16 protein-coding genes and 1 riboswitch are annotated in these 19,155 nt (G+C 73.2%); of the genes, 7 read left to right on the forward strand and 9 right to left on the reverse strand.

All coding sequences use genetic code 11. The annotated features are described in order from the left end of the window. Positions 1-73: 73 nt before the first annotated feature. Positions 74-583: a DoxX family protein gene (locus GTY67_RS21715; protein ID WP_093691891.1), complete on the forward strand. Its 510-nt coding sequence runs from the start codon at positions 74-76 to the stop codon at positions 581-583. On the opposite strand, the gene GTY67_RS21720 is transcribed toward GTY67_RS21715, so the two are convergent. After that, positions 490-753, reverse strand: coding sequence for a hypothetical protein (locus GTY67_RS21720; protein ID WP_161279719.1), 264 nt, complete (start codon positions 751-753; stop codon positions 490-492). The genes GTY67_RS21715 and GTY67_RS21720 overlap by 94 nt on opposite strands. After that, on the reverse strand, positions 740-2,086 hold the full coding sequence (locus GTY67_RS21725) for a PspC domain-containing protein (RefSeq protein ID WP_161279720.1): 1,347 nt from the start codon (positions 2,084-2,086) through the stop codon (positions 740-742). The genes GTY67_RS21720 and GTY67_RS21725 overlap by 14 nt, the downstream gene beginning before the upstream one ends. Before the next feature lie 243 nt (positions 2,087-2,329). Here GTY67_RS21725 and GTY67_RS21730 point away from each other — a divergent pair, with 243 nt between their 5' ends. Both GTY67_RS21730 and GTY67_RS21735 read left to right on the forward strand, forming a co-directional pair. Next, positions 2,330-3,628, forward strand: a complete 1,299-nt coding sequence (locus tag GTY67_RS21730; RefSeq protein WP_093691861.1) for an ATP-binding protein — start codon at positions 2,330-2,332, stop codon at positions 3,626-3,628. Next, the gene (locus GTY67_RS21735) at positions 3,625-4,320 is read left to right on the forward strand and encodes a response regulator transcription factor (RefSeq protein WP_093691859.1); all 696 of its coding nucleotides are present in this window, start codon (positions 3,625-3,627) and stop codon (positions 4,318-4,320) included. Before GTY67_RS21730 ends, GTY67_RS21735 begins: the two co-directional genes overlap by 4 nt. Positions 4,321-4,391: 71 nt before the next feature. On the opposite strand, the gene GTY67_RS21740 is transcribed toward GTY67_RS21735, so the two are convergent. Together GTY67_RS21740 and GTY67_RS21745 are read right to left on the reverse strand one after the other, a co-directional pair. Then, positions 4,392-5,153 (reverse strand): GNAT family N-acetyltransferase, encoded by a 762-nt coding sequence (locus GTY67_RS21740; protein WP_093691857.1) that lies wholly within the window; start codon positions 5,151-5,153, stop codon positions 4,392-4,394. A gap of 40 nt (positions 5,154-5,193) precedes the next feature. Beyond that, entirely contained in the window at positions 5,194-6,294 is a 1,101-nt protein-coding gene (locus GTY67_RS21745) for a C40 family peptidase (RefSeq protein WP_161279721.1), read from the reverse strand. 265 nt (positions 6,295-6,559) lie between these two features. Between GTY67_RS21745 and GTY67_RS21750 the strand changes: the two genes are divergently transcribed. Continuing rightward, a complete protein-coding gene (locus tag GTY67_RS21750) occupies positions 6,560-6,913 on the forward strand; it encodes a hypothetical protein (protein ID WP_161279722.1) in 354 nt (117 codons plus the stop codon). A gap of 50 nt (positions 6,914-6,963) precedes the next feature. On the opposite strand, the gene GTY67_RS21755 is transcribed toward GTY67_RS21750, so the two are convergent. Further along, positions 6,964-8,184, reverse strand: a complete 1,221-nt coding sequence (locus GTY67_RS21755) for a C40 family peptidase (protein ID WP_176727510.1) — start codon at positions 8,182-8,184, stop codon at positions 6,964-6,966. After that, positions 8,183-8,349: riboswitch (cyclic di-AMP (ydaO/yuaA leader) on the reverse strand. Its footprint overlaps the gene before it by 2 nt. A gap of 259 nt (positions 8,350-8,608) precedes the next feature. Here GTY67_RS21755 and pcrA point away from each other — a divergent pair. Next, a complete protein-coding gene (gene pcrA / locus GTY67_RS21760; protein ID WP_093691887.1) occupies positions 8,609-11,050 on the forward strand; it encodes a DNA helicase PcrA in 2,442 nt (813 codons plus the stop codon). 87 nt (positions 11,051-11,137) lie between these two features. Here the strand turns inward: pcrA and GTY67_RS21765 are convergent, their stop codons facing one another. Beyond that, complete coding sequence (locus GTY67_RS21765; RefSeq protein WP_093691851.1) at positions 11,138-12,868, reverse strand: peptidoglycan DD-metalloendopeptidase family protein; 1,731 nt, start codon at positions 12,866-12,868, stop codon at positions 11,138-11,140. Between the two features lie 207 nt (positions 12,869-13,075). Continuing rightward, entirely contained in the window at positions 13,076-13,924 is an 849-nt protein-coding gene (locus GTY67_RS21770) for an alpha/beta fold hydrolase (protein ID WP_161279723.1), read from the reverse strand. 283 nt (positions 13,925-14,207) lie between these two features. On the opposite strand from GTY67_RS21770, the gene GTY67_RS21775 reads away from it, so the two are divergent. Beyond that, positions 14,208-14,621, forward strand: a complete 414-nt coding sequence (locus GTY67_RS21775) for a cobalamin B12-binding domain-containing protein (protein ID WP_031127384.1) — start codon at positions 14,208-14,210, stop codon at positions 14,619-14,621. Between the two features lie 425 nt (positions 14,622-15,046). Here the strand turns inward: GTY67_RS21775 and GTY67_RS21780 are convergent, their stop codons facing one another. Beyond that, entirely contained in the window at positions 15,047-16,714 is a 1,668-nt protein-coding gene (locus GTY67_RS21780; protein WP_161279724.1) for a DUF5691 domain-containing protein, read from the reverse strand. A gap of 135 nt (positions 16,715-16,849) precedes the next feature. Then, entirely contained in the window at positions 16,850-18,424 is a 1,575-nt protein-coding gene (locus GTY67_RS21785; protein ID WP_161279725.1) for an SWIM zinc finger family protein, read from the reverse strand. Between the two features lie 153 nt (positions 18,425-18,577). On the opposite strand from GTY67_RS21785, the gene GTY67_RS21790 reads away from it, so the two are divergent. Then, positions 18,578-19,036, forward strand: a complete 459-nt coding sequence (locus GTY67_RS21790) for an MmpS family transport accessory protein (RefSeq protein WP_161279726.1) — start codon at positions 18,578-18,580, stop codon at positions 19,034-19,036. Positions 19,037-19,155 lie beyond the last annotated feature (119 nt).

The following is a 19,155-nucleotide window of genomic DNA, read 5'->3' on the forward strand; positions in this document are numbered from 1 at the left end:
AGCCCTGGTGAGCGGCGCCGTACAGGCGTACGTATGGTCAGGTGACGGGTCTTCGGGAAGCGGGGCAGTGGTGATGAACGGTTACGGCGGCGGTTCGTACGGTCCGGGCGAGCGGAAAGGGCTGCGTGAGCGGGCGCGTGAGTACGCCCTGCTGCCGCTGCGGCTCTTCCTCGGTGTCACCTTCGTCTACGCCGGTCTCGACAAGCTGACGGACAGCGGGTTCCTCTCCGCCACCGGCCCCGGCTCCATCGGCGAGATGATGCGCGGGGTCCGCGACTCCTCCGCGATCCCCGCCCTCGTCGACCTGGCGCTCAAGAGCCCCGAAGGGTTCGGTTACGCCATCGCCATCGGCGAACTCCTCGTCGGCCTCGGCACCCTCGTCGGCCTCTGGGCCCGGCTCGCCGCGCTCGGCGGCGCGCTGATCTCCCTGAGCCTGTGGCTGACGGTGAGCTGGCAGGCCACCCCGTACTACTACGGCAACGACCTGCCCTACCTGATGGCGTGGCTGCCCCTGGTGCTCGCGGGGGCCTCGATGTTCTCCGTCGACGCCTTCCTCGCGTCACGGCGCCGCCGCAGCATGTAGGCGGTCCAGGTCGCCGTGGTGGCCAGCCACAGGCCGCCGAGGAACACCGCCAGGAAGAAGGTCCACGGCACCTCCCACGCACCGGCCGCGTCGGCCGCGTACCCCCCGGCGAGGGCCAGCATCGCCAGACCCGCCACCGCCCGTCCGGGCCGGAACTCATGACGCAGCACGGCTGACCTCCACCTGTCCGACTCCGACTTCCACTTCCAGCTCGATCGTCCCGGCCGGCTTGCTTCCCTCGGGCGGCGGCAGCGTGCGCTGCGTCGACTGGTCGCTGTTGATGCGGACCTGGACCCGCTGCCCCTCCTCCAGCCGGATCTCCCCGAGCCCCGCCTCGGCCCGCACCTTCACCGTCACGTCGTTCGGGACGACGACGGCCGCCCGCCCCGCCCCGACCTCCAGCCGGGTGCGTACGCTCCCGCCCGGCGGGACCACCACCCCGGACAGGTCCAGCCGGGCATCGCCGCTGCCCAGCTCGTACCGCTGCTGTACGGCGGCGGCCTCGGCCGGACGCCACTCCTGGCGGGCCCAGTCCGTGCTGATCTCCTTCGGCACCATCGTCGCGCCCGCCAGCAGCACCGCCGTGACCGTCGCCATCATCACCGTCCCGAACCCGGTCCGCCCCAGCGCCGAGGAGACCAGCAGACCGAGCCCGAACACAGCGAGCGCGGCGACCAGACCGATCTGCAACGCCGTACCCAGCGGCTGGTGCTCCCAGCTCAGCCCGGTGCCCAGGCCGCCCGCCACCAGCGCGGTCAGGAAGACCAGGCCGCCGATCGACCGCGGTCCCGGCGGGGCGGGCGCCGGAGCCGGCGGCCGGAACGGGGCGTCCGGGCTGGGCCGCCCGGCCCGCACCTCCGCCTGCGCCGAGCCGACATCGGTGTCCTGGGGGCCCCACAGATAGCCCGGGCCGACCGGACCCGTCGTGCCGTCCTTGACGATCGGGTCCCGCCACCACGACGGACCGCCCGGCGTCGGCGGGGCCTTCACCTCCGGCGGGGGCGTGCCGAGGCCGCCCGTGTGCGGGTGGGCCGGGGCGGCGGGGGCGCCCGGCGGGGCCGCCGGGTCCTCCGGCGCCGCCGTCCTGCGGGACTGCGTCCACACCGAGCAGCCGACCACGGCCACCGTGAGCAGCGCCGCGAACGCCAGCATGCCCCGGTTGCCCAGCATCGACAGGAAGAGCCCGCAGCCGATCAGCGCCAGCAGCAGCGCCACCAGCGACGCCCCGTCGACCCGGCCCGACAGCATCCGGCGCGCCTCGTTCTCCTCCTCGCCCTCCAGGGGCAGCAGGAGCCAGGCGAAGCCGTAGAAGATCAGGCCGATCCCGCCGGTCGCCGAGAGGACGCCGAGCACGATCCGGAAGATCACCGGGTCCACGTCGCAGTACCGGCCGAGCCCGCCGCAGACCCCGGCCACCATCTTCTGCCGCGGGCTGCGCCGCAGCTGCGGCCTGGGCGCGTCGGGGGGTGCGACGCCGGGGGAGGCGTCCGAAGGAGCGGTCATGCCTCCATGGTGACGGCCCGCACCGGCTGGTGGGAGCCGCGCCGACCCTGGCCGGTCCCTGATTTTGCCCCGGGGGCCCCGCAGGGGGAGAGCCGGGAGGTTTCCCGCGAGGGGCCCCGAGGACCAGGCGTCGCGCGGCAGGCGGCCATGCGACGGCGGGCCCTCGGGGTGGGGCTGGCATCAGGGTCGATCAGGGGGACTACCCTGATGCCCCCTGCCCCCGCCGCGTGTGACGATCGGGGTATGCCAGCCGCCACCGCCCGAGCCGGGCACAGCTCACTCGCCTCCGACCCGGAGGAGCCGCCGCTGCGCAAGCTGTACCGCAGCGCCGACGGGCGGATGCTGGGCGGCGTCGCGCGCGGGCTCGCCGGACACCTCGGGCTGCCGGTCGCCTGGGTCCGGTTCGTCTTCCTCGGGCTCTTCCTCAGCGACGGCCTGGGCGCCCTGCTGTACGCGGTGTTCTGGATCGTCGTCCCTCTCGGCGTCGGCGGTGTCGGCGGCGTCCACGCCCCGCGCTCGGTGTTCGAGACGGCCGCTGACGGCCGCCGCAAGCTCCGTAAACCGGACCCGGGCCAGGTTTTCGCGCTGGTCGCCCTGCTCGTCGGGGCCGTCGTCTTCGTCGCCAACGTCGACATGGGCAGCAAGGCCGACCGCTACATCTGGCCGACGCTCCTCATCGGCGCGGGCTCCGTCCTCGTCTGGCGCCAGGCGGACAACGCCCGGCGCGCCCGCTGGATGGAGGTCGGCCGCCGCCGCAGGCTGCTGCAACTGGCCCGCGCGCTCGCCGGGGTCGCCCTCGTGGGCCTCGGGCTCGCCGTCTTCATGGTGGTGCGCGGCTCGGCCGCCCAGCTGGGCAACGTCCTGACCGCCGCCATCGCCGTCCTCACCGGCATCGCCCTGCTCGCCGGGCCCTACCTGGTCCGGATGGTCCAGGACCTCTCCGAGGAGCGCCTGATGCGCATCCGCGCCCAGGAGCGCGCCGAGGTCGCCGCCCACGTCCACGACTCCGTCCTGCACACCCTCACCCTGATCCAGCGCAACGCGGACGACGGCGGCGAGGTCAGACGGCTGGCCCGGGCCCAGGAGCGCGAGCTGCGCAACTGGCTCTACAACCCCGAGGGCACCGGCAAGGACGAGGACGACGAGCCGGAGACCCTGGCCGAGGCGGTGAAGCGGGCGGCCGCCGAGGTGGAGGACAAGCACGGCGTCCCCCTGGAGGTGGTGGTCGTCGGCGACTGCCCCCTCGACGACAAGCTGGGCGCACAGATGCAGGCCGCGCGCGAGGCGATGGTCAACGCCGCCAAGTACGGTGGCGAGGGCGGTGCCGTGCAGGTCTTCGCCGAGGTCGAGGGCGCCACGGTCTTCGTCTCCGTGAAGGACCGGGGTCCGGGCTTCGACCTGGACGAGGTTCCTGCCGACCGCATGGGCGTACGAGAATCAATCATCGGCCGGATGCAGCGCAACGGCGGCACTGCCCGGCTTCGTTCGGTGCCCGGCGGGGGCACCGAGGTCGAGCTGGAGATGGAAAGGGCGAGCGAATGACCGAGAACACCGAAGCCACCGGGGGCCCGGAGCGACGGGTACGGGTCGTGCTCGTCGACGACCACCGGATGTTCCGCACCGGTGTGCAGGCCGAGATCGGCCGCACCGAGGAGACCGGCGTCGAAGTGGTCGGCGAGGCCGCCGACGTCGACCAGGCGGTCACCGTCATCACGGCGACCCGCCCCGAGGTCGTCCTCCTCGACGTCCACCTCCCCGGCGGCGGGGGTGTCGAGGTGCTGCGCCGCTGCGCCCCGCTGATGGGCGCGGCCGAGGACCCGGTCCGCTTCCTCGCGCTCTCCGTCTCGGACGCCGCCGAGGACGTCATCGGCGTGATCCGGGGCGGCGCCCGGGGCTATGTCACCAAGACGATCACCGGCACCGACCTCGTCGACTCCATCTTCCGGGTCCAGGAGGGCGACGCGGTCTTCTCCCCGCGCCTGGCCGGTTTCGTGCTGGACGCCTTCGCCTCCACGGACGCCCCGCCGGTCGACGAGGACATGGACCGCCTCACCCAGCGCGAGCGCGAGGTGCTGCGGCTGATCGCCCGGGGCTATGCGTACAAGGAGATCGCGAAGCAGCTCTTCATCTCGGTGAAGACGGTGGAGTCGCACGTCTCGGCGGTGCTCCGGAAGCTCCAGCTCTCCAACCGGCACGAGCTGACCCGGTGGGCGACGGCGCGACGACTGGTCTGAGCCGAGCCGAGCTGAGCTGATCTGGGCGGGCCGGTGAGCCGAGCTGATCCGGGCCGGGCGGGCCGGAAGAGCTAGGCGGGCTCCAGCGCGATGTTGACCTTCTCGCCGATCCGGCGGTAGCCGATGCTCGCGTAGATCCGTTCCACATCGGCGTCGCCCGGCTCCAGCCAGACGGCCCGGCACCCCTGGTCCAGGGCCCGTTCGGTCAGCCAGGCGGAGAGCGCGGCGCCGATGCCCCGGCGGCGGAAGGGGGCGGCGACCGCTAGGCCGACCAGTTCGCTGAGGCGGTCGATCGGGACGGAGCAGCCGCCCGCCCCGGCCGGTGCGCCGTCCAGGACCGCCAGGGCGGCGACCCCGTCACCGGCCGCCGCCGAGCGCAGCCAGGTGATGGTGCCCAGCTCGGGTTCGCCCTCGCCGCCGAAGCCGTGGTGCTGGACGCGGGCGGCGTCGAGGAAGTCCGTCCCGGTGGCGGGCACGGCGATGCGGAGGCCGTCGACCGGCTTCGGCGTACGAAGGTCCGCGCGGTCGCAGACGAGCAGCGGGGCCCGGCTCTCCACGGTGAACCCGGCGGCCAGCAGGGCCGGTTCGACGGCCGGGGCCCAGGAGGGCAGGAACTCCAGGCGCGGCAGCCGCTCCCGCTCCCGGAACGCGGCGACCAGGGCCGCCACGTCGTCCGCCGTGGGTTCCGCGTCCTGGTCGGGGATGGCGAAGTTGGCGTACTTCAGCTCCCAGCCCGGGTTGTACCGGACGGTGAACGGGCCCACCCGGTAGTGGGTGGGGGTGCGCAGCGTGAGCGTGCGGGCGTAATCCTGGACGGCGTTCGCCATCGGCATACGGGAGTTCCTTCGGCGGGAGAGGGACCGGCGCCGGGGACTATGCCACCCGGGTCGCTCCGGCGAAAGGCATTTGATCGATGGGCGCGATCCGCACCGGTGCTCCGGGGCGCGGGGCGTGGATCATCTGGCCGCCGCCGATGTAGAGGCCGACGTGGCTGATGCCCGAGTAGAAGAAGACCAGGTCGCCGGGGGCCAGTTCGGAGCGGGATACCCGCCGGCCCGCGTTGATCTGGGTGTAGGTGGTGCGGGGCAGGCTGACGCCCGCCGCCTGCCAGGCCGCCTGGGTCAGCCCGGAGCAGTCGAAGGCGTTGGGGCCGGTCGCACCCCAGACGTACGGCTTGCCGATCGCCCCGTGCGCGAAGGAGACGGCCCGGGCCGCCCGGGAGTTGGGGGCGGCGGCCGAGGCGCGGGGTGCCGAGCGGTCGGCGTGGGCGGTGGAGCGGGCGGCGGGGGTCGCGGGGCCGCCGCCGTGGGCCGCGTCGGCCGAGCGCTCGTACGCGGCGCGCTCGGCGGCGGTGAGGGTGGCCAGGAGCGTGCGGGCGTCGGCCAGCTTGGTCCGGATCGCCGTGCGGTGTTCTTGCAGCTCAGCCCGGCGGGCGGCGAGCGCTGCGGTCTCCTGGTCGGCGCGGGCCTTGACCCGGGCGATGCCGGAGAGCTGGCGCCGGATGGAGCTGAGCAGGCTCGCCTGCCGGTCGCCCGCCCGGTCGAGGTGGGCGGCGCGCTCCAGGTAGCTGTCGGGGTCCGAGGAGAGCGCCAGCTGTACGGCGGGGTCGAGGGCGCCGGTGCGGTACTGGGCGGTGGCCATCGAACCGAGCGTGTGGCGGGCGGTGTTGAGGCGGTCGGTGCGGCGGGCGGCCTCGTCGGCCAGGGTGTCGACCGCCTTGGTGGCGGCGGCCTCCTTCTCCTTCGCCCCGTTGTACTTCTCGGTGGCGACCTCGGCGTCGTGGTAGAGCCGGTCGACCTTGGCGCGGACCTGGGCGGCGGTGGGCGCGGGCTCGGCGGGTGCGGCGCCGGCGCCGGTGGCCGAGGTGGCGGTGGCGGCCCCGGCGAGCGCCAGGGTGGCGGCGGTGCGGGCAGCAGGGCCGGTGAAGGGGCGCTGCTTGGGTTTCCGGTGAGCGGATTTCCGGTGCGCGGCCACGGGGGCGGCATCCTTCCTGTCGGCTGCCCGCCGGGGGATACCGGCAGGCCCGCCAGGGACGCTAATCCGGGCGCACGGAAAAGGTTCGCCATGACAGCTATTGCCCGGATGTGACGTTTCTTCGTCGCCGAATGACCGGAGACGCGGAGACGGAACTGATCATTCCGGCAGGTTCGGGCGCGGGGCGGACAGTTCCGGCGAAGGGCCGGAGAAAGGCTTACCTCACTGATCGGCGACGCTCTGGCCATGGCTAGGCTCCGGAGCCATGAACGCACTCATCGGCGTCTTGGTCGCCCTGCACATCGTCGGCATCGCCTCCCTGCTGGGCGGCTTCCTGACCCAGATGAAGGCCATGGGCGCGGGCACCGCACGCTTCGTCCCCGCCATGCTGCACGGCGCCCTGACCATGCTGGTCACCGGCGTCGCCCTGGTCGGGCTCAACCAGGCCGACGACCAGGCCGTCAACAACATCAAGATCGGCGTGAAGCTGGCGCTCCTCGTCGTCATCCTCGCGCTCGTCTACGTCAAGCGGGACGAGGAGAAGGTGGAGAAGGGCGCGTTCGCGGCGGTCGGGGCCCTGACGGTCGCCAACATCTTCATCGCGACCCTCTGGACCTGAGGGACCCCGGGGGTGGCCACCGGTCAGGCGGCCACCCCTGCTCCCCGGCGCTACGCCGGACGCACGCTGCCGTAGATCGGCATGTAGTAGATCGACTCCTCGCGGACGTTCGCCCCCGGCTTCGGGGCGTGGATCATCATCCCGTCGCCCTTGTAGATGCCGACGTGGCTGATGTCGTCGTAGAAGAAGACCAGGTCCCCGGGCTGGAGGTCCGACGTGGCGACCCGCGTGCCCACCTTCACCTGGTCCCAGGTGGTCCGGGGCAGCGTCACCCCCGCCTCCCGCCAGGCCGCCTGGGTCAGCCCCGAGCAGTCGTACGAGGCCGGGCCCGAGGCCCCCCACACGTACGGCTTGCCGATCTGGGCGCGGGCGAAGGCCAGCACCTTCTCGGCCTTGGCGGCGTAGCCGCTGCCCGCTCCGGTCCCCGAGCCCGTGCCCGTACCGGACCCCGGGCTCGTCCCCGTACCCGTACCGCTGCCGGAACCGGAACCGCTGTCCCCGTCCGACTCCTTGGCGGCCTCCTCGCGGGCCTTCTTCTCCGCCGCCTCGCGCTCCTTGGCCTCGGCGGCCTGGCGGCGGGCCAGCTTCTCCGCCTTCTCCTTCGCCTCGGCCTCCTTCTTGCGCTCCAGCTCCGCCAGCCGCGCCTTCTCCTCGGCGGTCAGCTTCGAGAGCAGGGACCGGGCCTCGGTGAGCTTCGTCTGCACCTTCTGCTTGCTGGAGCGCAGGGTGGCCTGGGTCTCGGTGAGCGACTCCAGGCTCTTCACGGCCTCCGCGCGCTTCTTCGACGCGGCGGCCTGCTGCTCACGGAAGTCGTCGACGGCCTTCTGCTGCCGCTCCGTCGACCGGCTCATCACCTGGTTCTGGTCGAAGTACGCCTGCGGGTCGTCCGCCAGGAAGAAGGTCGCGGTGGGCGCGATGCCGCCGGTGCGGTACTGCGCGGCCGCGTAGGACCCCAGCTCCCGGCGGGCCTCGTTGATCTTCTCGGTCCGCTTCGCCACATCGGAGAGCAGTGTGTCGACCTTGGCGCGCTGGGCGGTGGAGGCGGCCTTCGCCCGGTTGTACTGCTGGGTCGCGCTGCCCGCCTGCCGGTAGAGCTCGTCGACCTTCTTCTGGACGTCCTCGATGGCCGGCTTCGGCTCGGCGGGGGCGGCGGTCGCGCTCTGCGTGGAGAGCAGCGTCACAGAGGCCAGCGCGGCCGTCGTGAACCCGACGGCGGGGGTGGTGGTGCGCACCTTCGTGCGCGGCTTGCGATGCGATGCCAAGACCGGCATCTCCTTCCGTGGACCGCCTACCGGGTTAGCTGTCGGGTTCGGACGGAACGGAAGGCTGTCCTACGGTCCGGATGCGAGCGTACGGACCGATTCACCCCGGTTGTGCGTGTGGGTCCCCGGTTCCGAACTACCGGGAGGGCAGCACGGATTCGGCAGAGGTGACCGTGAGACGCGGGTCGTCTCAGGGAGATTACGGATCACCTGACCGAGCACGCTAGCCAACGCGTGGCACCGCTGGGAAGGAGGATGAGCGATATGCCCGATACATTTTCGTGACCTTTTCGGATCAGGGGCCCCGTACCCCCTCCGACCGGGCACTCCTTCACGGAACGTGAGAGTCCGCTCTCCGTGCGTACGGCCGGGAACGACCGCTTCCGGCCTTCGGCCGAACGTTGTCGGTGCGGCCCCCTAGACTCGGATGGCGATGAGCAGCCTCTTTGACGACAGTTTCCTGACCGGCCTCCAGTCCGCGGAGGACGGCCCGCCGCCTCCCCCCGAGGACCACGCACCCGAAGCGGTGCCGGAGGGTCTCTTCGAGGGTGTCTTCGACGCGCCCCCGCCGCCCCGGGACGGGTATTACCGGGACGGCCACCCGCGCCCCGTGATCGACGCCGCGGCGCTGCTGGACGGGCTGAACACCGAGCAGCGCGCCGCCGTCGTGCACGCCGGGTCCCCGCTGCTCATCGTCGCCGGGGCCGGCTCCGGCAAGACCCGGGTGCTGACCCACCGCATCGCCCACCTGCTGGCCGAGCGCGGGGTGCACCCGGGGCAGATTCTCGCGATCACCTTCACCAACAAGGCCGCGGGCGAGATGAAGGAGCGCGTGGAGCAGCTGGTGGGCCCGCGCGCCAACGCCATGTGGGTCATGACCTTCCACAGCGCGTGCGTCCGCATCCTGCGCCGCGAGTCGAAGAAGCTCGGCTTCACCTCGTCGTTCTCGATCTACGACGCCGCCGATTCCAAGCGGCTGATGGCCCTGGTCTGCCGCGATCTCGACCTGGACCCCAAGCGCTACCCGCCGAAGTCCTTCACCGCCAAGGTCTCCAACCTCAAGAACGAGCTCATCGACGAGGAGACCTTCGCCGGGCAGGCAGCGGATGGTTTCGAGAAGACCCTGGCCCAGGCGTACGCGCTTTACCAGGCCCGGCTGCGCGAGGCCAACGCGCTGGACTTCGACGACATCATCATGACGACGGTCCACCTCCTCCAGGCCTTCCCGGACGTGGCCGAGCACTACCGCCGCCGCTTCCGCCACGTCCTGGTCGACGAGTACCAGGACACCAACCACGCCCAGTACACGCTGGTACGGGAGCTGGTCGGCCCGTCCGGAGAGGCCGCCGACGCTCCGGCCGAGCTGTGCGTCGTCGGTGACGCGGACCAGTCGATCTACGCCTTCCGCGGCGCGACCATCCGCAACATCCTCCAGTTCGAGGAGGACTACCCCGACGCGAAGACAATCCTCCTGGAGCAGAACTACCGCTCCACGCAGACGATCCTCTCCGCTGCCAACGCCGTCATCGAGCGCAACGAGAGCCGCCGCCCGAAGAACCTGTGGACCAACGCAGGCTCCGGCGCCCGCATCACCGGCTATGTGGCCGACACCGAGCACGACGAGGCGCAGTTCGTCGCCGACGAGATCGACCGGCTCACCGACGCGGGCGACGCCAAGGCGGGCGACGTCGCCGTCTTCTACCGGACCAACGCCCAGTCCCGTGTCTTCGAAGAGATCTTCATCCGCGTCGGCCTGCCCTACAAGGTCGTCGGCGGTGTGCGCTTCTACGAGCGCAAGGAGGTCCGGGACGTCCTGGCGTACCTCCGCGTCCTCGCCAACCCCGAGGACACCGTCCCGCTGCGCCGCATCCTCAACGTGCCCAAGCGCGGCATCGGCGACCGCGCCGAGGCCATGATCGACGCCCTGTCGATGCGCGAGAAGATCTCCTTCCCGCAGGCGCTGCGCCGCGTCGACGAGGCGTACGGCATGGCCGCCCGCTCCTCCAACGCCGTCAAGCGCTTCAACACGCTGATGGAGGAGCTCCGTACGATCGTCGAGTCCGGCGCCGGACCCGCCGTCGTGCTGGAAGCCGTCCTGGAGCGCACGGGCTATCTCGCCGAGCTCCAGGCCTCCACGGACCCGCAGGACGAGACCCGTATCGAGAACCTCCAGGAACTCGCCGCCGTCGCCCTGGAGTTCGAGCAGGAGCGCGGCGACGAGGAGGGCACCGGCACGCTCGCGGAGTTCCTGGAGAAGGTCGCGCTGGTCGCCGACTCGGACCAGATTCCCGACGAGGACGAGGACGGCTCCGGCGTCATCACGCTGATGACCCTGCACACGGCGAAGGGCCTGGAGTTCCCGGTCGTCTTCCTCACCGGCATGGAGGACGGCGTCTTCCCGCACATGCGGGCCCTCGGCCAGACCAAGGAGCTGGAGGAGGAGCGGCGCCTCGCGTACGTGGGCATCACCCGCGCCCGTGAGCGCCTCTACCTGACCCGGGCCGCGATGCGCAGCGCCTGGGGCCAGCCCTCGTACAACCCGCCCTCGCGGTTCCTGGAGGAGATCCCGGAAGCGCACCTGGAGTGGAAGCGCAAGGGCCCGATGGCGGCCCCGGCCGGACCCACCTCGGGCATCACGTCCTCGCTCTCCTCCTCGCGCTCGCGCTCCGGCCCCTCGGGCTTCGCGACCCGGCGCGGTACGGAGAAGCCCACGGTCACACTGGTGGTCGGGGACCGGGTCACGCACGACCAGTTCGGGCTCGGCACGGTGACGGCCGTCGAGGGGTTCGGCGACCAGGCCAAGGCGACGGTGGACTTCGGCGACGAGCGCCCGAAGAAGCTGCTCCTGCGGTACGCACCGGTCGAGAAGCTGTAGGAGGACGTACGCGAGAGGGGCGGGACGGCTGTCGAAGCCGTCCCGCCCCTCTTGTCGTGTCGCTGTGAGGCCAGGCCAAGCCAGGCCTCAGGTCGGGTCGACGCCGTGGCTGCGCAGCCACGCCAGCGGGTCCACCGACGCGCCGCCGCCGGGGCGGACCTCGAAGTGCAGGTGCGGGCCGGTGGAGTTGCCCGAGCTGCCCGCGTACGCGATGACGTCGCCGGCCTTCACCGGGCCGGAGCGGATCTTGGTGCTGCTGAGGTGGCAGTACCAGGTCTCCGTGCCGTCGGCCATGGTCACGATCGCCATGTTGCCGTAGGCGCTGTTGTACTGGGTGCGCACGGTGCCGTCGGTCGCGGCCATCACCGGGGAGCCGTATCCCACGGGGAAGTCGATGCCCGTGTGCACGGACATCCAGTTGACGCCCGCCTGGCCGTAGTAGGCGCTGAGCCCGTGCTGCTTGACCGGCAGGACGAACTTGGGGCGCAGCGCCTCGCGGCGTGCGGCCTCCTCCTCGCGCTTCTTCTTCTCCTCGACCTGCCGCTGCTTGAGGTCGATGCGCTCCTGGGTGCGGCTCGCGCGCTGGCGGAAGTCGTCGCTGCCCTCGGAGAGCTGCTCCAGCTGGCTGTCCAGCTTGTTGTTCGCGGCGACCGGCTTGACCGTGCTCGGGTCGGCGATGGCCAGCGAGGTGGTCTTCTCCTGCTTGTCGTCGTCGCTGATGCCGCTGACGGAGGCGGCCGCGATACCGGCGACGCTCATCACGCAGGCGGAGGGGACCGCGACGGTCAGGAGGGCGGACCGCTTGGCGGGGCTGCGGCGGCGGGCCCGGTTGCGCGGGGCGGGGGCGCGGACCACGGTGCGGTCCACGGAGAGCGGGGCGGGGCCGGGGGCGCCGCCGTCGTCCGGCGCGGTGGCGGCCTCCGGGGCGAGGCCCTCTTCGTGCCCGGCTTCGTGGCCGACTCCGCGACCGGCCTCGTGAGCGGTTTCGTGATCGGCCTCGAAGCCGAATTCACGGCCGGCTTCGAGACCGCTGTCGAGGCCGCTGTCGTGACCGGTTCCGAGCTCGGATTCGATGACGGGGAACTCGGCGGTGCCGCCCTCTTCGGGCGTCTGCTGTTCGTACAGCTGATGCGACGTCTGTTCGGGTTCGTACGCGGCGTCCCCGGGCGTGGCGCCGGTGTTCCAGGCGGTCGCGTCGTAGGCGCCGGTGTCGTACGTCCCCGTGTCGTACGCGCCGGTGTCGTACGCCCCGGTGGCATACGCGGTGGTGTCGTACGTGCCGGTCCCGTAGGCGTCCGTCCCGTACGAGCCGTCGGTCACGTAGGCGGTGCCTGTGCCTGTGCCTGTGCCGTACATGGCGGTGGCGTACGCGCCGGTGTCGTACCCGTCGCTCTCGTACGTGCCGCTCTCCGCCTCGTACGCGCCCGTCCCGTACGGCGCGGTGCCGTACGCGGCCGTGGTGAACCCGGCGGTGGGGAAGGCGCCCGTGTCGGCGGTCGCCCACTGGCCGGTCGTGTCGTGCTCGGCGGGCTGCTGCTGCCAGACCGGCGTCGCGCCGGTGTCCCACTGCTGGGCGGAGGCGTGCTCCGCCGGGGCGGCGTACGCGTCGTACGTGACGGTCTGCTGTGCGCCCGTGTCCCAGGCGGAGGAATCGTATGAGCCGGTCTGGGCACCATAAGAGGTGTCGTAACCGGAAGCCGCGTAGTCCGCGGTGTCGGAACCACCCGGGAGGGAACCGAAGAGCGGGTCGGTGTCGAAGCTGCCGGTCGATCGGGTGTCGTACCCGACGGGCCCGGCGTGGGGGTGCTGGTCGTTCACCAACTTCTCTCTCGCCTCGGCAGCAGGACTGTTCTGGGTCCCGGTGAGGGGGGTCCCATGGGGGAAGCAGTGGCCGCGACTGTACCCGGCAGTATGTGAGGACGACAATCTTCGGCAGGTTTTGCGTCCTCAGGAAACGGGCAATCGGCCGTCTTTCGGTGGACGGCAGGCAGATGCTTGGCCCTATGTTCGAGAGTTGTTCTATTTTTAAGCGACAGTGGTCGTTCCGGTTGAGGGCGCTGTGCCCTCCCGGGCCTCCGGTGGTTCCAGAGCGTCGAGGACCGCGGCGGCGACCGCCGGGTGCACCGGCAGCGCGAGATGCCCGATTCCGGTGACGCGTACGTTCACGGCGTCGAGATCGGGGTGGTCGACGCAGGCCGTGCCGACCGGAACCATCACCTGGTCCAGCTCGCTCCAGAAGCTGACGAACCGGGTCCGGCAGCCGGGGGCGGGGCGGCGCAGCTCCTCGATCAGCGTGGACCCGCCGCGCATCTGCCGCACGATGGGGTGAAGTCCGGCCCCGGGGGCGACGGCGGTGCCGCCGTGCGGGGTGCCGAGCGTGACGAGGGTGCGCACCCGGCGGTCGCCGCCCAGCCGTTGCACGTAGTAGCGGGCGATCAGGCCGCCGAGGCTGTGCCCGACGATGTCGACCTCGCGCTGCCCGGTGCGGGCGCAGAGCTCCTCCACATGGCGGCCGAGCAACTCGGCGGCGGTGCGCAGGTCGCGGGTGAACGGCGAGTAGTTGAGGGAGGCCAGATGGCGGCGGCCGTGCCGGGCGAGTGCGCGGCGCAGCAGCAGGAAGACGGAGCGGTTGTCGATGAACCCGTGGAGGAGGACGACGGGGCGCTCGGCGGCGGGGGAGCCGGGCAGCGTGGGTGGTCCGGGCGGCGGGCCCGGGGCGCGGCGCTCCTGGGTGAGGCCGAAGGGGTAGACGGCCAGGTGGCCGGTGAGGACCACGAGCTCCAGCACGGTGGCGCCGAGCAGCGCGGTGGAGAGCCGGGGGCCCGGAAGTCCGGGGAGCCGGGGCAGTAGGGAGAGGAAAGGGAGGACCTTCACGCCGACCTCCTGCACTGGCGCACCGGGGAGGCGGCGATGAGGCCGTACCACCGTGCCGTGCGGCTGGCGGCGCGGTGGTACGGCGACCTCGTAGCGGCTCTCCCTGCGCCGGTCCCGCGCGGCCGGATTGCCGCGTTCCACGGGGGGCGACGCCTGGCGAACATGTCCCACGTGTGATTTCCCCCTCCCCGCCTGCCGCGAAACGGCGGCTTGCGGGATGCTGTGGATAACGTTCGTTCACATCCCCGGCCCTTCAGGCGCGGGAGACCATGTGGAGGCAGTGATGGGTGTGACCGGTCCGATCCGTGTGGTGGTGGCCAAGCCGGGACTCGACGGCCATGACCGCGGGGCCAAGGTGATCGCGCGGGCGCTGCGGGACGCCGGTATGGAAGTCATCTATACGGGGCTCCACCAGACACCCGAGCAGATCGTCGACACGGCGATCCAGGAGGACGCCGACGCCATCGGCCTCTCGATCCTCTCCGGGGCGCACAACACGCTGTTCGCGAAGGTGATCGAGCTGCTGAAGGAGCGGGAGGCGGAGGACATCAAGGTGTTCGGCGGCGGGATCATCCCGGAGGACGACATCGCCCCGCTGAAGAAGCTGGGCGTGGCGGAGCTCTTCACCCCGGGCGCGACGACGACCGAGATCGTCACCTGGGTGAACGCGAACGTCCGCCAGCCGGCGCAGACCTGACGCGGGGGCCGCGCGTGCGTACGAGGTCGGGGGCGGGCATGTGTGCGGGGTCGGGGGCGTAGTCGGGTCGGGGACGGCCTGCGTACGTTGCTGGCGGCGCGCGGGCGGGTCGGGGCGGGGCGCGTACGTTGCCCGGGTCGGGCGCGCGCGGCCGGGTCGGGGTGCGTGCGTTACCGGGGCCGGGTGCACGGCCGGGCAGGGCGGGGCGCTTACGTTGCCGGGTCGGGCGCGCGGGCCGGGGCGGGCGGGCACGCGTACGTTGCCGGGGCGGGCCGGGCACGTTGCCGGGTGCGGGCAGGCGCACGTGGGCGGGGCGGTCCGGGTACGCCACTGAGGCCGGGTGCACCGCCGGGTCCGGGACCCGGTGTGCGGCCGGGCCGGGGCGGGCACGCCCAGGCGGCCCAGGTGCCCGGCCCGGGTGGAGGTCAGGCCGTCAGCTCCGCCTCCATCGTGGCGCGCAGGCGCAGCGTGGAGACCAGGCGCTGGAACGCCTCGGCCCAGTAGCCCCCCGCCCCCGGCGACGCGCCCTCCTGCTCGTCCGGGGTGGCCGTGAGGACCTCCAGGCGGTCGGCCTCGGCCGGGTCCAGGCAGCGTTCGGCCAGGCCCATCACCCCGCTGAAGCTCCACGGGTAACTCCCGCCGTCCCGCGCGATGTCGAGGGCGTCGACCACGGCGCGCCCGAGCGGGCCCGTCCACGGCACCGCGCAGACGCCGAGCAGCTGGAACGCCTCGGACAGCCCGTGCGCGGCTATGAACGCGGCCACCCAGTCCGCGCGTTCGGCCTCGGACAGCACCGCCAGGAGCTTGGACCGCTCGGCGATCGAGGCGGGCCCGGGGGAGCCTGCCGGGGGCGCCGAGGCCACGCCGAGCAGGGCCCGCGCCCACTCCGGGTTCCGCTGGCGCACCGCGGCCCGGCACCAGGCGGCGTGCAGCTCGCCCGCCCAGTCGTCGGCGACCGGCAGCGCCACGATCTCCGCCGCCGGGCGTCCGCCGAACCGCTCCTGCCAGACCCCGAGCGGGGTGGCCTCCACCAACTGCCCCAGCCACCAGGACCGCTCGCCCCGGCCCGTCGGCGGAACGGCCGCCACCCCGTCGCGCTGCATCCCGGCGTCGCACTCGTGCGGCGCCTCCACGGCGATGGACGCGCCCGCCCCCGTACGGTCCGGGTTGACGCAGGACGTCGCCCGGGCCGCCATCCGCCCGGCCAGGGCCGAGGCGGGCAGGGCGGAGAGCAGCTCGGCCGCCGTGGCGCGCACGTTGCGGCTGCGGTCGGCGAGCGCCTGCTCCAGGAACTCCTCGTCACCGGGGCCGAGTCCGGCCCGCAAGGAGTCCAGGAACATCAGCCGGTCCTCGGCCCGCTCGGTGGACCAGGTCGTCGTGAGCAGGGCGAGCGCGGCGGCGGGATCCTGCGCCCGTACGGCGTCGAGGAGCGCGATCCGCTCCGCGAACAGCCCCTCCTCCCACAGTCGGCGCACCGCCTCCGGATCGCCGGTGTCGGGCACGAGCGAGCCGCCCGCGGAACCGCGCAGCGCGAACTTCCACTCCGGGTTCAGCGCGGCCAGCCACAGCCCGAGCGGCCCGGCGAAGGTGAGCGCCTGCGGGCGCAGGTCGGTGCGGGCCCGCGCGGCGTCCAGCAGCGGCGGCACCAGGTCGGCCGGGGCCCGGAACCCCCGCCGGTTGGCGGTGGCCAGCCACTGCGGGATCAGCTCGGTGAGGTCGGGCGTCGCCCCGCGCCGCCCGGAAGCGGTCGGCGCGGCCCGGTCGGCCAGCAGCTGGGCGAGCCGGTGCCGGGCCGCCTCGGGGAGGCGCGGGCGCGGGTCCTGCGGCGCGGGGGCGGGCCTGGCCCCCGCCACGGCGGGCAGCAGCCCGGCCCGCCGCCGCACGGTGTGCAGGGCGGCGGCGCCGAGCAGGGCGGCCGGGCCGTCGGCGGGGACCGCGCCCCCGGGTGCTGTCGGCGGTCGGCGGTCGGTGCCGAGCAGCGCCGAGGTGACCAGCTCCTCCCAGGGGAGGGACGCGAGGGCGTGGGCTGCGGTGGTGGTCGGGTCGGCGGTGGCGGGCGTGGGCCCGGTCGGGCCGGTGGTGGTGCGAGGCATCGGGTCCCCTTCGGTGAAGTTCATGGCGGTCGTGGCGGGTTCGGCAGTCTGTGGTGGGGCAGCGGGCGGGGCAGGAACGATTGGCGGGGCCGGGCGGTGGCCCATGAGGCGCGCGCCCGAGGTCGCCCGCCCCGGTCAGATGAGCCGTACGGTCCCATCCGCCGCACCCCCGGGCCCTGAGGCGGCCCCGGACCGGCCCCCGCCCCCGCCCCACGCCGCGAACGGGTCGAAGCCGCGGTGGCCCACCTCGCCGAAGACCGTCACCGGGCCGCCGCCGGAGAGGGCGACGAGCTTCCACAGCCCCGGGCGGGACAGCGCCGCCGAGGAGAGGGGCAGCGCGGACTCGCCCTCCGCGTCGGCCAGTTGCCAGCCGCCCTCGGACGGCACGGGTATGACGTCCCGCAGGGTGACCGGCCAGGCGTCCAGCCAGGGATCGCCCCGCAGCGCCTCCCCGTACGCGGCGAGGGCGGCCGCCGTGGAGCCTCCCGGCGGCGGCGTGCCCTGCACCGGGGCGGACGCATCCGGCATACCGGGCGCACCGGGCCCGCCGGGCGTGGCGGGTGCACCGGGCATACCGGCCGCACCGGCCGCACCGGGCGCACCGGCCGCACCGGGCTCGCCGGGCGTGGCGGGTGCACCAGGCACACCGAGCGCACCGGGCGTGGCGAACTGGCGGCCCAGATCGGCCCGGAGGCCGCCGCCCGGGTACGGCGTGAGCTCGGCGTCGATCGTGACGCCCACCGGCAGCGCGAGCTCCGGGGCGCGGCCCGCCGCGCCGAAGGAGAGCAGCAGGGCCGTGCGGCCCGACTCCCTCCCGTACAGCCAGATCCGCCGTGTGGTGAGCCGGCCGTCCGCCGTGTCGTACTGCGCGAGGACCAGCCACCGGTCGCGGACCGGCGGGCCCTCGGCGGACAGGGGCAGCCCCACCCGCGTACGCACCGTCGTGGCCAGCGGCTCCGGGAGCCGCTCCCGGCCCAGCCAGGCCGTGTCCAGCAGATGGAGCAGGCCGCACTCCTCCAGCAGCCGCACCGGCCAGCCAGGACCGGAGCCCGGTATGGCGCCCAACTCCCGCACCCGGCCCGCCAGTCCGGGCGCCTGGGCGTCGACCATGCGGGCGGCGGTCTCCTCCCACAGCGTGTAGCCCGCGCGGTCGGCCGTGGCGAGATCGCCCCGCAGCAGGTCGGTCAGGCGCTGCTCCAGCTCCAGCGCCCCGCTGGTGACCCGCTCGGCCCGGCGCTCCGCCCGCTTCCTGGCGGCGGCACCGTCGGCAGGGCCCGGCGCCGGCTCCCCGCTCGCGGCGGCCTCCTGCTTGGCCTGCTTCGCCTCCGCCCGTCCCCGGCGGGCCGTGAGCCACTGCTCGGCCCAGTCGGCCGGCTCGCCCTGCTGGACCGCGCCGCCGTCGGAGGCGCGGAGCAGCAGCAGCCCCAGCGCGTGCTTGCAGGGGAACTTACGGCTCGGGCAACTGCACTTGTACGCGGGGCCGGTGGTGTCGACCACCGTCTGATACGGCTTGCTCCCGCTTCCCTTGCACAGCCCCCACACCGCCCCCGATCCGTCGAAGCCGGTCCCCGACCAGTGCCCGGCCGCGGCCAGCTTGTTCCCCGCCTTGCGTGATGCGTCGTCAGGAGCCAGGGACAGCACCTGCTCCACCGTCCAGCGCGCCACCGATTCCGTGGCGGGCAAGGGTTCTCCCCCGTGAGATAGCAGCATGGCAACGACGGTAGGGGCCACCACTGACAGTCCGCTCTGACCTGCGCGTTCGCTGCTCGGCAACTGACGTGACTTTGCCTTCCCTTTATGTTTTCCTGCGATCTCCGCGCCTGGAACGGATCCGGCCGCGGACCGATCCAGGGGGGATCCCAGATGAAGCGCACCACCCGCACCACCACCGGCGCCGACCGCCGCCTGCGCACGGCCGTGTGCGCCCTCGCGGTCACCGGCCTCGTGTTCGGCCTCGGCGCCTGTTCGGCCGAGTCGGTGGACGAAGCGGTCGCCAAGGCGGTCGACAAGACCGTGGACGAGACGTACGAGGTCACGTACGAGGTCACCGGCACGAGCGTCGACGAGATCGCGTTCCACGGCGGGGGCGGCGACGCCATGGACCCGAAGCTGGAGACCGTCACCTCGCCCACCCTGCCGTGGAAGAAGACCGTGACGCTGCGCGGCATCATGCCGCCCGCCGTCATGCCGATGGCGGTGGAGGCCGACGGTACCGACGTCACCTGCGCCATCACGTACCAGGGCAAGGTCATCAAGGAGGCGAAGGGCGAGGGCATGCTCACGGCGGGCGGCTGCGTCGCCGTGTCGCCGATCGTGGGCTGACCGAGGCCGGGCAGGGGCCCTGACCTGTGGTCAGGGCCCCTGAAAAGCCCAGCTCAGGGCCCGTTGTCAGTGGCATGGTGCACGGTGGGAACCACATCAGGTCGACCGATCAGTCGACG

It is taken from the genome of Streptomyces sp. SID8374 (assembly GCF_009865135.1).
GTDB lineage: Bacteria > Actinomycetota > Actinomycetes > Streptomycetales > Streptomycetaceae > Streptomyces.

Bases quoted from the DNA above. Each gene is read 5' to 3' on its own strand.
- GTY67_RS21715 (WP_093691891.1), top strand. From the start codon at position 74: ATGAACGGTTACGGCGGCGGTTCGTACGGTCCGGGCGAGCGGAAAGGG.
- GTY67_RS21725 (WP_161279720.1), bottom strand. From the start codon at position 2,086: ATGACCGCTCCTTCGGACGCCTCCCCCGGCGTCGCACCCCCCGACGCG.
- GTY67_RS21730 (WP_093691861.1), top strand. From the start codon at position 2,330: ATGCCAGCCGCCACCGCCCGAGCCGGGCACAGCTCACTCGCCTCCGAC.
- GTY67_RS21735 (WP_093691859.1), top strand. From the start codon at position 3,625: ATGACCGAGAACACCGAAGCCACCGGGGGCCCGGAGCGACGGGTACGG.
- GTY67_RS21740 (WP_093691857.1), bottom strand. From the start codon at position 5,153: ATGCCGATGGCGAACGCCGTCCAGGATTACGCCCGCACGCTCACGCTG.
- GTY67_RS21750 (WP_161279722.1), top strand. From the start codon at position 6,560: ATGAACGCACTCATCGGCGTCTTGGTCGCCCTGCACATCGTCGGCATC.
- GTY67_RS21755 (WP_176727510.1), bottom strand. From the start codon at position 8,184: ATGCCGGTCTTGGCATCGCATCGCAAGCCGCGCACGAAGGTGCGCACC.
- pcrA (WP_093691887.1), top strand. From the start codon at position 8,609: ATGAGCAGCCTCTTTGACGACAGTTTCCTGACCGGCCTCCAGTCCGCG.
- GTY67_RS21775 (WP_031127384.1), top strand. From the start codon at position 14,208: ATGGGTGTGACCGGTCCGATCCGTGTGGTGGTGGCCAAGCCGGGACTC.
- GTY67_RS21780 (WP_161279724.1), bottom strand. From the start codon at position 16,714: ATGCCTCGCACCACCACCGGCCCGACCGGGCCCACGCCCGCCACCGCC.
- GTY67_RS21785 (WP_161279725.1), bottom strand. From the start codon at position 18,424: ATGCTGCTATCTCACGGGGGAGAACCCTTGCCCGCCACGGAATCGGTG.
- GTY67_RS21790 (WP_161279726.1), top strand. From the start codon at position 18,578: ATGAAGCGCACCACCCGCACCACCACCGGCGCCGACCGCCGCCTGCGC.